The sequence below is a fragment of the Sorangium sp. KYC3313 genome (genome assembly GCF_052075895.1).
Lineage (GTDB): Bacteria > Myxococcota_A > Polyangia > Polyangiales > Polyangiaceae > Sorangium > Sorangium cellulosum_B.
Map to the genome: position 1 here is coordinate 10,041,875 of NZ_CP197255.1, position 12,899 is coordinate 10,054,773.

At 75.0% G+C, this 12,899-nt stretch carries 13 protein-coding genes; 5 read left to right on the forward strand and 8 right to left on the reverse strand.

All coding sequences use genetic code 11. The features are described from left to right. Positions 1 to 280: 280 nt before the first annotated feature. The 7 genes from ACSRUE_RS38035 to ACSRUE_RS38065 form a co-directional block, all read right to left on the reverse strand. Positions 281 to 1,411 carry a hypothetical protein gene (locus tag ACSRUE_RS38035; RefSeq protein ID WP_441287850.1) on the reverse strand — a complete coding sequence of 377 codons (1,131 nt, stop codon included), beginning with the start codon at positions 1,409 to 1,411 and terminating at the stop codon, positions 281 to 283. A 138-nt stretch (positions 1,412 to 1,549) separates the two neighbouring features. After that, positions 1,550 to 1,924 (reverse strand): response regulator, encoded by a 375-nt coding sequence (locus tag ACSRUE_RS38040; protein ID WP_441287851.1) that lies wholly within the window; start codon positions 1,922 to 1,924, stop codon positions 1,550 to 1,552. A 42-nt stretch (positions 1,925 to 1,966) separates the two neighbouring features. Further along, complete coding sequence (locus tag ACSRUE_RS38045; RefSeq protein WP_441287852.1) at positions 1,967 to 3,331, reverse strand: HAMP domain-containing sensor histidine kinase; 1,365 nt, start codon at positions 3,329 to 3,331, stop codon at positions 1,967 to 1,969. Next, the gene (locus ACSRUE_RS38050; RefSeq protein WP_437769067.1) at positions 3,328 to 4,014 is read right to left on the reverse strand and encodes a response regulator; all 687 of its coding nucleotides are present in this window, start codon (positions 4,012 to 4,014) and stop codon (positions 3,328 to 3,330) included. The genes ACSRUE_RS38045 and ACSRUE_RS38050 overlap by 4 nt, the downstream gene beginning before the upstream one ends. A gap of 58 nt (positions 4,015 to 4,072) precedes the next feature. Then, positions 4,073 to 4,309 carry a hypothetical protein gene (locus tag ACSRUE_RS38055; protein WP_441287853.1) on the reverse strand — a complete coding sequence of 79 codons (237 nt, stop codon included), beginning with the start codon at positions 4,307 to 4,309 and terminating at the stop codon, positions 4,073 to 4,075. A gap of 14 nt (positions 4,310 to 4,323) precedes the next feature. After that, complete coding sequence (locus ACSRUE_RS38060) at positions 4,324 to 4,866, reverse strand: Spy/CpxP family protein refolding chaperone (RefSeq protein WP_437769069.1); 543 nt, start codon at positions 4,864 to 4,866, stop codon at positions 4,324 to 4,326. 276 nt (positions 4,867 to 5,142) lie between these two features. Further along, the gene (locus ACSRUE_RS38065) at positions 5,143 to 6,726 is read right to left on the reverse strand and encodes a hypothetical protein (protein WP_441287854.1); all 1,584 of its coding nucleotides are present in this window, start codon (positions 6,724 to 6,726) and stop codon (positions 5,143 to 5,145) included. A gap of 281 nt (positions 6,727 to 7,007) precedes the next feature. Here ACSRUE_RS38065 and ACSRUE_RS38070 point away from each other — a divergent pair, with 281 nt between their 5' ends. The 4 genes from ACSRUE_RS38070 to ACSRUE_RS38085 are packed head-to-tail and all read left to right on the forward strand — an operon-like array spanning position 7,008 to position 11,360. Further along, positions 7,008 to 7,529, forward strand: coding sequence for a hypothetical protein (locus ACSRUE_RS38070; RefSeq protein ID WP_437985617.1), 522 nt, complete (start codon positions 7,008 to 7,010; stop codon positions 7,527 to 7,529). Then, positions 7,526 to 9,103, forward strand: a complete 1,578-nt coding sequence (locus tag ACSRUE_RS38075; RefSeq protein ID WP_441287855.1) for a GMC family oxidoreductase N-terminal domain-containing protein — start codon at positions 7,526 to 7,528, stop codon at positions 9,101 to 9,103. Before ACSRUE_RS38070 ends, ACSRUE_RS38075 begins: the two co-directional genes overlap by 4 nt. Positions 9,104 to 9,162: 59 nt before the next feature. Next, positions 9,163 to 10,248 (forward strand): low-specificity L-threonine aldolase, encoded by a 1,086-nt coding sequence (ltaE, locus tag ACSRUE_RS38080; protein WP_441287856.1) that lies wholly within the window; start codon positions 9,163 to 9,165, stop codon positions 10,246 to 10,248. Beyond that, the gene (locus tag ACSRUE_RS38085; protein WP_441287857.1) at positions 10,245 to 11,360 is read left to right on the forward strand and encodes a tetratricopeptide repeat protein; all 1,116 of its coding nucleotides are present in this window, start codon (positions 10,245 to 10,247) and stop codon (positions 11,358 to 11,360) included. The genes ltaE and ACSRUE_RS38085 overlap by 4 nt, the downstream gene beginning before the upstream one ends. Positions 11,361 to 11,400: 40 nt before the next feature. On the opposite strand, the gene ACSRUE_RS38090 is transcribed toward ACSRUE_RS38085, so the two are convergent. After that, positions 11,401 to 11,787, reverse strand: coding sequence for a hypothetical protein (locus tag ACSRUE_RS38090; protein WP_441287858.1), 387 nt, complete (start codon positions 11,785 to 11,787; stop codon positions 11,401 to 11,403). 248 nt (positions 11,788 to 12,035) lie between these two features. On the opposite strand from ACSRUE_RS38090, the gene ACSRUE_RS38095 reads away from it, so the two are divergent. Then, positions 12,036 to 12,878: a hypothetical protein gene (locus ACSRUE_RS38095; RefSeq protein ID WP_441287859.1), complete on the forward strand. Its 843-nt coding sequence runs from the start codon at positions 12,036 to 12,038 to the stop codon at positions 12,876 to 12,878. The last annotated feature ends 21 nt before the right edge of the window (positions 12,879 to 12,899 follow it).

The following is a 12,899-nucleotide window of genomic DNA, read 5'->3' on the forward strand; positions in this document are numbered from 1 at the left end:
CGGGATTAGCCAACACCCCCGGCAGCGCGGCGCCGCTCCAGGGTTGGTCGCGGCTGCCATGGTTTCCATGGCTCGCAGGCAGCGACCGGGACGCACGCCTGCGTCCAGGAAGGCAGCACGGCCGCGGGGCGGGAGATGCAGGCGCGAACGCTCGCACGGAAGTGCACAGCCACCAGGGCGATGCGCTCACACCGCCCGATGCGCGAGAGCCGCTCGTGTGCCCCGGGCGGCAGGGCGTGGCCCTGGCGAGAGCTGCCACGCCCTCGCCAGCGGACCGGCGCTACGGCGCTGCCGGCGATGCGAACTTCGCGGAGAGCTCCACCTGGGCCACGCTGCGCTGGGCGGCCTGCTGGGCGGTGGCGCCGGGCGGCACCAGCAATGCCTGGAGCCGCTGCGAGGCGTCGGCCACGCCGGGCACGAAGCTCGACGGCGACCAGGTGAGCGTGCCCTTGCCCGAGGAGTCGAGCCGGTCGATGGTCATCGTGATCTCCCCGTTCGGGCTCGGCAGCTTGAGGTCGGCCCCTTCCGCGTACTGGCGCGTGTCCACGCTGAGCGAGACGACGCCTCCCTCCACCTTCTCGATCTTGAAGACCCGGTACCGCAGCACCGGCAGCTGCGCGCCCGACGCCACCACGCGATCGGTGACCATCCAGTAGGCGCCTGCGCCGACGGGCTTGTCCGGGAGCGGCGGCGTGAGGAGCGTGATGGCCTCCCCGAGCGCGCCGATCAGCGGCTGGAGCCCTGGATCGGCGTCCTTGGAGAGCTCGAACCGGAGGTTGCCGACCGCGTTCGCCGGCGAGAGCTCGTACCGCAGCGCGCTCCCCTTCAGCTTCGCGAGCGCGTCCGCGAGCTGCTTGGGCGGGCCGCCGATCGACATCGAGGCGAGCGTCGCCGACGTGATCTTCGCGATCACGCTCGTCGGAGCCGCGCTCGCCGCGGGCGCCGCCGCGCCCTCCTTGGGTGCGTCGGCCGGCTTCTCCGCCTTGAAGCTCACGCCGAGCTCCAGGTTCGGCAGCCCCTGCGGCCCGCCCATGCGCAGCCCGAGCGTGATGTCGAGCTTCTGCTCGGATTTCGGGTCGATCTTCGGGGCGAGCCTGGCCCGCGGCTCGCTGCCGTCGCCGATGACCTCGATCTTGTAAGGCACGTCCTTCGGCAGCGCGGCGGCCGCTCCGGACGCCGAGAACACGCCGTTCTCCGGCGGCCCGTCCGCCGCGCCGCCCTCCGCCGGCCCCTTCTTCTCGGTGCTGCCCGACGCCGCCTCCGCGAGCTCCGCGCCCAGCTTGCCGCCGACGACGGGCAGCGCCGGGCCGGCGTCGAGCGCGCCGGCGTCGGCGGGGACCTGCGCCTTGCTCTTTTCCCCCTCGCAGCCCGCGAGCCCCGAGAGGGCGACCGCCGCGAGCGTCGAAGCCATGACCCAGCGCCACCGAGTGTGCATGACGGCCGGGTGTAGTCAAAACGGGCGCCATCTTCCAGCGCTCCGTCGCGTCGCGCGTCGCGCGTCGCACGTCGCACCGGACGGACGGCTCCGGTCGGGCCGGGGGGCCCCGCTTCAGACCCGCCGCGCGGCCTTGAGCCCGCCGATGTGCTCCAGGAGCTCGAGGGGCCGGAACGGCTTGGCGTAGTAGGCGGTCGCGCCGAGCTTCAAGGCGCGGGCGCGCGCCTCGTGATCGTCGAGGGCGCTGATCACGAGGATCGGCAGGCTCGAGGTGCCCGGGTGCGCGCGGAGGCGCTCGCAGACCTCGAAGCCATCCATGCTCCCGGGCAGCATCAGGTCGAGCAGCAGCACGTCGAAGGGCTCGGTCAGGGCGCGCTCCACCGCCTCGCGGCCGGTGCCCACGCCGATCACCTCGTGGCCGCTCGCTCCGACCAGCGCCTCGATCATGCGCCGGATCGCGTCCTGATCTTCGCAGAGGAGGATTCGCATGGTCGCGAGCACGGGGAGCGTCTCACCCGCCCCGTCGCGCGGTCAAGCGGGAACGCTACGCGCGGCGCTGGTTGGCGGACGCAGCGCGAGCTCGATGCCGACGCGCGCCCCGCCGCCCTCGCGGCGCTCGGCGAACGCGCGGCCCCCGTGCGCCTCGGCGATGCGCTTGCACAGCGCCAGGCCGAGGCCGAGCGAGCCGCGCTCGGCGCCGCTCTCGCCGCCCTGCGCCCGCTCGCGCCGGAAGAACGGCTCGAAGATGCGCGTCGCCTCCCCGTCCACGAAACCGGGCCCGCGATCCTCGACCTCGAAGACGACGCAGCGCTGGCCGCCGGGACGGACCCGCAGCCGATCGGCCCCGCCGGCGTGCGCGCGCGCGTTCTCCAGCAAGTTGGCGAGGGCGCGCGCCAGCAGCGTCGCGTCCGCCTGGAACGCCGGCGTCCCCTCGACGACCTCCAGCAGCGTCGGATCCAGCCCTGCGCGCTCCAGGGCGCGGATCCCGGCCTCGGCCGGGTCGAGGCGGGTCACGGTGAGGGCCGCGAAATCGAGGCGCGAGCTGGCCAGGAGGTCGCCGACGAGCGCGTCGATCTCCATGACCTCGCGGTCGAGGTCGTCGAGCACGCTGGCGCTCGGTCCGTTGCCATCGCGGGCCATCTCCGTCAGGAGGCGGATGCGGGCGAGCGGCGTGCGGAGCTCGTGCGACACGGCGGCGAGGAGCTCCCTCTGGTCGGCGATCTGGCGCTCGATGCGCGCGGCCATGTCGTTGACCGCCTCGGCGACGATGCCGACCTCGCCCTGCTGCCCGTGGCAGTCGAGCCGGACGCGGCTCGACAGCTTGCCGGCCCCGATCTCGTGCGCGACGTGGGCCAGATCGACGAGCGGGCGGGCGAGGCGGCGTGCGATGAGGCCCGAGGCCCCCCACATGACGATGGCCACGGCGAGCAGCGGCAAGGCGAACCGGAGCGACCCGCCGGAGCGGCCGCGCGCGGCGCAGAGGAGCACGGTGCCGAGCGGCCCCCCTTCGCCGCGGACCGGGGAGACCAGCGTCTGCGCCCTGCAGGGCTGGCCGTACCTGGCGAGCCGCCGCCCGGTCGCGTCGACGAGCTCCAGGTCAATCTCGAGATCCTCGGCGAACGTGCGGGCGAGGGCGTCGCGGGCCGCGGGATCGGCCCATACGCGCCCGAACTCGTGGGCCACGAACGACTGGGCACGGGCGTGCTCGCGCCGCCAGCCGGAGTTGCCGACGCGATCGATGGCCCCGATCGTGGCGACCGCGGCGAGCGCGGTGATCAGGATGGTCGCGCCGAACCACATGAAGATCCGGCGGTGCAGCCGCGCGCTCAGGAAGCGGCCGATCGAGACCTTGCGCCCGTTCTCGTAGAGCCAGGACCGGTACCTCCTCCTCCTCACGCGCGGTCCTTGGCGAGCACGTAGCCGACGCCGCGCACCGTCTTGATGAGCCTCGGCGACCTCGGATCGTCGGACAGCTTCTGCCGCAGGTGCGAGATGTGCACGTCGACCGTCCGCCCGCCGACGTTGACGTCGCCGCGGCCGGCCTCCTCGAGGAGCGCCTCCCGGGCGACGACGCGGCCGGCGCGCCGCGCGAGGGCGACGAGGATGTCGAACTCGATGCCGGTGAGATCGGTCGGCTTGCCCGAGACGGTGACGACGCGGCCGGGCACGTCGATGGCGATGTCGCCGGCCACGATCCGCTCGCCGGCGGCGTCGGGCGTGGCCCGCCGGAGCACCGCGCGGAGGCGCGCGAGCAGCTCGCGCGGGCTGAAGGGCTTCGCGATGTAGTCGTCGGCGCCGATCTCGAGGCCGACCACGCGATCGGCCTCGTCGCCGCGGGCGGTGAGCATGAGGATCGGCATCGAGCTCTTCTGCCGGATGCGGCGCACGACCTCGATGCCGTCCATGCCCGGCATCATCACGTCGAGCAGGACGGCGTCGAAGGTGCCCGCGGCGAGCGCCAAGAGGCCGCGCGCGCCGTCGCACGCGACGGTCACCGCGAACCCGTTCTGCTCGAGGTAGCTCGCGAGCAAGGCGTGGAGCCGTGTGTCGTCGTCGATGAGCAGGAGCCGCAGCGCCATGGAAGGACCCGGGGGGCAGGTGCGGCGGCGACCGGCCGCCGCTCACCCGTTGTATAGCTCAGGGGCCCGCGCCGGTGTCGGCGTCGGCCGCCGCGGGCGCGCGGACCGCGCGCGCGGCGCCCCGCGGCCAGGAGCGCTCGGCCTCGCGCGCTGCGTCCACGCAGATGGACGCGACGTGGCGCTGGAAGGCGTCGCGGCGGGCCTCCGCCCGGCAGCGCAGCGAGGAGAAGCCGGAGGCGTAACCGGCGACGGTGCCGAGCGCGAGCAGCGCGATGGTGATCTGGCGTCGCATCATGGTCTCGTCCTCCTTCACGCCCACCGGCCGTGGGTCCTGTAGGGATCGTCGCCGCGCCACCCGGCCCTGCCGGACCCCATGTCGCGGAACGCGGCCGGCCCGATCTCGATGAGATCGGCGAGCTGCTCGCGCTGGCGGTCCTCGAGCACGGCGTGGACCTTCCCGAGCGCGCCGACCGCCGCCCTGCGCAGCGACTCGATGGCCGTGTCGTGGCGCGCGAAGAGCTCGCCGAGGCGCGTCTCGTCGAAGCTCGGGCTCCGCATCGCCGCCGCGACGTCCGCGCGCGTGCTGCGGATCTCGCTCCGCTGCGCCTCAGCGGCGGAGCGGAGCTCGTCGATGGCCGCGACGATGACCTTCTCCTGCGTCGGCGTGGTGCCGAGCCGATCGAAGAGGAAGGACAGGAAGAAGCGACGGCGGAAGCCGTGCCCCCCGAAGCCGCGCCGCCCGAAGAAGCGCGGCCCAGCGCCCCAGGGCGCACCGCAGTCGTACCTGCAGCCGCGCTTCAACGTCATGACGAGGCCTATCAGGCAGGCCGTTCCAACCACGAATCCCAACATGGTGCGTACCCTCCGTGAGCGTCTCCGCCGTCGATCCGTGCACGGGGCATGTGCGCGCCGCTTCGGTTCGTCCGAACGCGGGCGCCGCCCCGGGCAGCAAGGACCGGAGCCGCAGGCGCGCGGCTCCGGGACACCTCGAAGCTGCGCAGCGCGTGTGAAGGATGTTCAGGAGCGCGTGTGAAGAAACATGAAGATCGCCGCGGGCAGCGCGGCGCGGCGCCATGACGGAGCGGCGCGCCATCCGCTCGCGGACGGCGCTCCGCGCTCCGGCGGCCCCTACTTCACCGACTCGACGTCGCCGATGTCGTCGAGGTCGTCCTTGGGTTTCCCGTCGCCGGAGGTCGCCCACGGATTCGTGCGCTCGCTCTCGGGTACGCCGCCGTCTCCGTCGTCGTCGTCGTCCTCCTCTTCGAGGTCGTCGAGCGACTCGACCTTGGCCCCGTCCGGCGAGGCGCTCGGCGCAGGCGGCGTCGACGCGCGCGGCACCGGCGGCGCGGGCGGCGTCGACGCGCGCGGCGCCGGAGGCACGGACGGCGTCGACGGGCGCGCCGCCGGAGGGGGCGGCGTCGATGCACGCGCCGGCGAGGCGCCAGGGTCGCTCGGGAGCCTGCCGCGCGACGGCTCCCCCCCCAGCGGTGAGACCGCCGCCGCGACGCCCGCCGCTGCGAGCGGCCTCGCGGCGATCGCGCTCGGCGGCGTGATGCTGCCGGTGGCCTTCGGCCCCGCGGGGGAGCCGGCCGGCGGGCTGCTCACCGACGCCGCGAGGCCTCCCGGCGGCGAGCCGGCCGCCCCGGAGGGCGCGGCGCTCGCGGCGGCCTTGCCGGCCTGGGCCGCGTCGGGCGCGCCGCCGGACGAGCCGGAGGCAGGCGCCGACACGGGCGCGCCGCCGGACGACACAGGCGCTGACGCCGCCGGCGCCGACACGGGCCCGCCGGACGCCGACGCCGCCGGCTTCGACACGGGAGCGGAGACCCCCGGCGCCGATGCAGGCGCAGCCCCGGCCGGCGGAGCGGCAGCGGGCGCGCCGCCGCGGCCGGACGAGAGCTCCACCGGCGCCGCCGCCTTCGGCGTGGCGGCCCGCGGCCCGTCGAAGCGCATGGCCTTCTGCGCGAGCTGCACCACGGGGAGGATGTCGCGCGGCGGGATGTTCGCAGCGATGACGTCCGGCCCGGCGATCGCGAGCTCGCCGTCGGCGTGGAACGGCACGCCCGGGCGTTCGCGCTCCTGCTTGAGCCGCGCGTTGTCGATGGCGACGCGGATCTCGAGCGGGATGCGGGTCTGCCACAGCCGGCCGTCGATCGCCGTGCGCACGTCCCACGGCGTCAGGATCGGCGTCCTGCCGATGCCCTCGAACGGGCTGCGATCCGCGAGCAGCGCCTTGAGCAGCCAGGCGACGATCTCCTGGAGCTGCGGCGTGTCCTGATCCCACGGCATCGAGTCCCGGAAGAACTGCCAGTAGCCGCCGGCCGGGCCGTACACCGCGAGATCGCGCGGGTCGAACGCGTCCTCGAACGCGCGCGGGGTGATGTCGCCCTCGTCGATGACGGAATCGATGAGCGCGCCCTGGAAGTCGGGCGTCTTGCGGCGGGCGGCCTTCGGCGAGAGGCCGGTGAGGGACGTCGTGATCTGCTGGCGCACGTCGCTGCGCTCGCGGAACCAGCCCATCCGCTCGACCGCGCCGAACTGCTCGCGCAGCTTGATCGGCGTCCACCACGGCAGATCGAGCTCGCGCAGCCGCGCGATCAGCTCGGCCACGAGCTGCAGCGCCGGCTCGCTCGCGAGGTGCACGCGCGCCTCTCTCCTCAGCGTCTCGTCGTCCTTGCTATCGGGATCCCGGTGCTGCAGCGATCGCTCCGCCATCGTTCCTCCGTGCTCCCCCGGCCGCACTGCTGAATACCAGAACCGGATCCGCGGCGGACAGCCAGCCCACGCGCGGCCGCGAAGAGCGATCCGCGCGCCGCGCTGCGCTGCGCTCGACGCGACACGGCGCGCGCCTTCCGCGGACCGTCAGGATGTCGTTCTGCAATGGCACGCGAACGGCCCGTCGGCGTGGCCGAGCCAAGCGCCCGGGATCACCCGACCGCGTCGCGCGCCGCCTTCGACCTCGGCGCCGCGTCGATCCGGGCTAGGCTCTCGCCGCCATGCAAGAGGACGGGGGAGGCAGCGCGCCCGAGCGCGCCGCGCGAGGGATCGAGCGGTGGGAGCGCGCCGGGCGCGGGCTCTCGCCGTGGGCGCGACGCGTCGCGTGGGCCGCCGCCGAGGCGATGCTCTGCGACGAGGACGAGCGCGGGGAGCTCGCCCCGCCGGGCGCCGAGGTGTGTGAGCGCGCGGTCGCGGCGCTGGATCTCGCGCTCGGCCAGGGCAGCCCCGAGACCCGGCGCAGCTTCGCGCTGCTGGCCGCTTGCCTCGAGCTGCTGCCGCCCTTCGTGATCGGCGCCTTCGGCCGGATGAGCCGGCTCTCGCTCGGCCGGCGGCTCGCGTACCTGGAGGCGCTCGAGTCGAGCCGCTCCGGGCTCCTCGCGATGCTGCTCCTCGCCTTCAAGGTGCCGATGTGCATCGCCGCCTTCGAGGAGGGCGCGGAGCTCGCGCTGACGGGCTTCGACCGCGAGAGCACCGCGGCGCGGCGCAGGCTGCCCGGGCTCGGCGCCGGGGGCGGCGCGTGAACGGCGGCGTCGCGTCGAGCGAGCCGATCGTCAGCGGGCGCGACCTGCCCGCGGGGTTCGACGAGCCGTGCGACGTCGTCGTGGTCGGCTCCGGCGCCGGCGGCGCGGTCGTCGCCGCGCTGCTCGCCGAGGCGGGGCGGCGCGTGATCGTGCTGGAGGAGGGCCCCTACGTTCGCCCTGACGACTACCAGCGCTGGAAGCCCAGCGAGTCGGTGCGGCGGCTGTTCCGCGAGGCCGGCCTGTTCACGGCGTTCGGCGTGGGCCAGACGCCGATGATCTCGCTCACCCTGGGGCGCGCCGTCGGCGGATCGTCGGTGGTGACCGGCGGGGTGTGCTTCCGCATCCCGGGCAGCGTCCACGCGCGGTGGACCCGCGACCTCGGCCTCGACGAGCTGTCGGAGCGCGCCCTCGAGGCGGCGTACGAGAGCGTCGAGCATCGGCTGCAGGTCCGCGAGGTCCCCGAGGCGCTGCGCTCCGCCTCGACGGCGCGGCTCGTCGAGGGGGCGAGCCGGCTCGGCATCCCGATGCGCCCGCTCCGCCGCAACACCGGCGACGCGTGCGAGGGCAACGGCCGGTGCAACTTCACCTGCCCCGCCGGGGCGAAGCGCTCGGTCGACGTCGCCTACCTGCCGTCGGCGACCGCACATGGCGCGCGCGTGGTCGCCGACGCGCTGGTCGAGCGCATCGCCGTGAAGCGCGGGCGCGCCGTCGGCGTCGAGGGGAGGCTGCTCGGCGGCGAGCCGGGGGCCCCGCCGCGCCGGTTCCGGGTGCGCGCGAAGGCCGTCGTCGCCGCGTGCGGCACGCTGCACACGCCGCTGCTCCTCCGCACGACGGGCGCGTTCGGGGCGAGCTCCGGGCTCGGCGACGGCGTGACGCTGCACCCCGCGGTGCGCGTGGTCGCCCGGTTCGACGACGCGCTGAACGGCTGGGACGGCGCGCTCCAGAGCGTCTACTCCGACCACTTCGACGCCGAGGGGATCAAGCTCGTCGGCGTCTACTCGGCGGTGAACGTGCTCGCGGCGGGCCTCCCAGGCGTCGGGCCCGCGCTGCGGCGCCGGGCCGCCGCGCTGTCGCGCTGCGCCGTCTTCGGCGCCATGATCCACGACGAGGGCGGCGGCCGCGTCCGCCCCGGCCCCGGCCGGGAGCCGCTCGTCTCGTACGCGATGGCGCCGCGCGACCTCGCGCGGCTCCGCCGGTCCATCACGATCCTCAGCGAGATGGCGCTCGCCGCCGGCGCGCGCGAGGTCTACACCGCGCTGCTCGGCGCGCCGCCGGTCACGTCGATGGACGCCGCGCGCGCGGCCGAGCGCGCGGCGTCCATCGACGCGCGCCGCATCGAGTGCATGGCGTTCCACCCGCTCGGGAGCGCGCGGGCGGCGAACGACCCGCGGCGCGGGATCGTCGATCAGAGCGGCGAGTGCTTCGCGCTGCCGGGGCTCTTCGTCGCCGACGGCTCGATCCTCCCCACGAGCATCGGCGTGAACTCGCAGGTGCCGATCATGGCGATGGCGACGCGCATCGCGTGGCGGATGGCCGAGCGGTTCCCGCGGCTCGCGGCGGCGAGCCCCGCGTAGCGGGCGCGGCGCCACGCGGTGCTACAACGTCGGCCGACGCCGACAGCCGAGGTTCCAGGATGCAAGCGACGATCGATCTCCGCTCCGACACCGTCACCCGACCGACCGCGGCCATGCGCGCCGCCATGGCTGCGGCCGAGGTCGGCGACGACGTGTACCGGGAGGACCCCACCGTGCGGGCGCTCGAGGAGCGCGTCGCGGAGCTCACGGGCAAGGAGGCGGCGCTCTTCGTGCCGAGCGGCACGATGGGCAACCAGATCGCGCTCCTCTGCCACACGCAGCGCGGCGACGAGGTGATCGCGGGCGAGGGCGCGCACTGCGCGTTCTACGAGAGCGGCGCCGCGCCCGCCTGGAGCGGCGTGCAGTTCGTCTTCGCCGGGCGCGGCGGCCTGTTCAAGGCGGCCGACGTCGAGGACGCGATCAAGCCGCCGCAGTACTACCTCCCGCGCACGCGCCTCGTCGCGATCGAGAACACCCACAACCGCGCGGGCGGCCGGGTCTTCCCGCAGGAGGACGTGCTCGCCATCGCGTCGGTCGCGCGCGCGCACAGGCTCGCGCTGCACCTCGACGGGGCGCGCCTCTGGAACGCGGCGGTCGCCGCCGGTCGGACGCCCGCCGAGCTCGCCGCGCCGTTCGACACGGTGAGCGTCTGCTTCTCGAAGGGCCTCGGCGCGCCCGTCGGCTCCGCGCTGTGCGGCGGCGCCGACGTGGTCCGCGCCGCGCTTCGCTTCCGGAAGATGCTCGGCGGCGGCATGCGGCAGGCCGGCGTGCTCGCGGCCGCCGCCCTGTACGCCCTCGCGCACCACCAGGGCCGCATCGCCGAGGACCACGAGGCCGCGCGCGCCATCGCGCGGGCGATGCGCGCGGCGGCCCTTCGCGCGGCGGCGCCGTCCGCGACGATCGAGGAGCCCGAGACGAACATCCTCTACATCGAGACGCCCGGCGTCCCGGCGGAGCGGCTCGTCGAGGCCGCGCGGCGGCGCGGCGTGCTCGTGGGGGCGACGGGTCGGAGCGCCGTCCGCGCCGTGACCCACCTCGATCTCGCGCCGGAGCAGGTCGCGCCCGCGGCGAGCGCCCTCGCCGAGGCGCTCGCCGAGGTGCTGGCGCTGCCGCGCGATCGCGGCGCCGAGGGCGCGCGCGCATGAGCCGCCGCCCCACGAACGCCCCCGCGCCGGCACTCGCCGTCGCGATCGCGATCGCCGCGCTGCTCGGCCCCGCGTGCGCGCCGGTGCGCGGCGACGCCTACCTCACCGCGATGACCGCCGGCGAGCGCGCCTACCACGCGGGGCGCTACCGCGAGGCGGCCCGCTCGTTCGACGACGCCGCGTCGCAGGCGCTGCGCGTGAAGGACCGCGACGAGGCGCGCCTCATGCAGGCGCGCTCGTTCGAGCGCGCGGAGTCCTGGGGCGAGGCGCGCGCGTCGTACGAGCGGCTGCTCGCCGACTCGCCGCGCGGGCCGCGCTCGGAGCGCGCGGAGTTCGAGCTCGCCGATCTCGCGATCGAGCACGGCGACGCGGACGCGGGCTACGCGATGCTGCTGGCGGCGACGCTGCGCCGCCCGTCGCACGGGCTCGCGCGCAACGCGCTGAAGCGGCTCATCCAGCGCGAAGAAGACCGCGCCGGCGCGGCGGGCGCGCTCGCGTGGCTGCGGCAGCACGGCCCCGCGCTCCGCGGGACGGAGCTCGATCAGGACGTCGCCTACCACACCGCGCTCCTCCTGGAGCGGAGCGGCGATCGCGAGGCCGCGCTGCGCGCGCTCGTCGCCGCCGCGCGCGCGCACCCGTACCCCGTCGGCAGCTTGACGGACGACGCCCTGTTCCACGCGGCGGAGCTCGCCGCGTCCCTCGGGCGCCCCGAGGAGGCCATCGGCTACCTGAGGGAGATGCTCTCCGCGCGCGAGCCGGCCGTCACCGGCAGCTACGACCGCGGGAAGTTCGACGACGCGCAGCTCGAGATCGCGCGCCTCTACCGCGACGCGCTCGGCGATCGCGCGGCCGCGCGCCGCGAGCTGCGCAAGCTCTATACGGACCACCCCGCGTCCATCCTGCGCGACGACGCGCTCTGGGCCGAGGCGAAGCTGTGGCGCGAGGAGGGCCGGAGCAAGGAGGCGTGCGCCACCGCAGCCCAGATCGTCCGGGAGCTCCCCGAATCGCGCTACGCGCGCTGCGCGCACGCGCTATGTCCGTCGCTCCCGGCGGCGCCTCGCCCGTGCGCGGACTACATCCTCCGCGAGCTCGACGAACGGAAGGACCCCTGACGCGGGGACGCCGCGCGGCGCGTCGCCGCGCCGACCGCGCTCAGTCGTCCTCGTCCTCGGGCTCCAGCTCGGCGTCGTCGTCCTCGTCCTCGTCGTCGTCGTCGGCGAGGTCGTCGTCGTCGGCCTCGTCGAGGTCGTCGTCGTCCTCGCGCGGCTCGTACTTCAGATCGATGCCGATGTCGCCGAGCTGGGTCTCGAGGAGCTCGAAGAGCTCGTCCACGTCGTCGCCCCCCCACTCGTCGAGCACGTCGGTCAAGAACTCAAAAAAATCGCCGCTGTCCAGACGACGCTCGATCTCTTCGACCTGCTCCTCCGAGAACGCCTCGAGGACGTCCTCGCGCAGCGCTTCGGTGTCGCCTTCCTCAACGGCATCCGCCGCAGAGAGGCGGATCTGCTTTACGGCACGCTTGTCGAGGTGAATCTCCATGAAGGTGGCTTCGTTTAGGCGACCCTCGCAGCTGCCGTCAAGCGGCGTATGGTGTCGAGCTTCAAGAGACCGCTCGCCTCCCCCTCCCGTCGCGTCTTTTCCTGGGGGCGCGGCGGGCGCGCAGCGGCGCGGACGTGCCCCAGGCGGCCGCGCGCGCCCACGTCGGAGGTCGGCGCCGGCGCGCCCCAGCGCCCGCGCCGCGGAGGAGCGTTGCCGGCGGCAGATCTCTCGCGTATCTCAAACAACTCGTGCGTTTGCGATCTCCGCCCGGCGCGCTCTGGGCCGCGACCACCGCGGCCGGCGCCCTGCTGTCCTTGACAGCGCGGGCCGCGCCTCCGCACCCCCGGGCCGAGGGCGCTGTCCACGGCGCCGCGCCGGGCGCTCCCGCCGGCGACCGGACGGGCGGAGGCCCCGGCGAAGGGGCCGAGGGCGGCCGCGCCACGTCCGCCGGAAGCGCTCGGCTCGACGCGGCGGGGGAAGAGGCCGCCGCCGACCAGCAGCCATCGCCCGCCGTCAAGCCGCGCGTCGAGCTCGCCTCCCGGCCGCCGCCGCTGCACGTCGAGTACGTGCAGTACGGCGTCGCCCTCGTGGCCGAGATGAGCCTCGATCCTGGCGCTGCCTGCCCGCGCTCCGGGCCCTTCTACGCGTGCATCCTGGGCAGCGGAGGCGGGCTCGCGATCCGCGGCGGATACCGGTCGCCGGGCCCCTGGTACTTCGGCGGCGCGTACCAGTTCACCAAGATGGACTCGAGCAACCTCTACCGGCTTGGAATCTTCCAGCAGCTCCGGGCCGAGATGAGGTACCTGCCGGACATCGGCTACCGGGCGGCTCCCTACTTTTCCGCCGGGATCGGCGGCGTCGCCTACGGGAACGAGTGGGGCGTCGAGACGGGCGGCGCGCTCATCTTCGGCGGCGTCGGGGTCGAGCTGGAGGTCTCGCGCCGCGCGGTGCTCGGCGTCAGCTGCGTGTACCGGCCGGTGCTGCTCGCTGGCTGGAGGGACACGGCCAACTACGACCGGGCCACCGCCATCGCGCAATTCGTCGGCTTCGAGCTCCTTCTCGAAGTGCGGACCGAGGTCGGCCGGCGCTGAGCGGTTCCCCTGTCCGCTCGA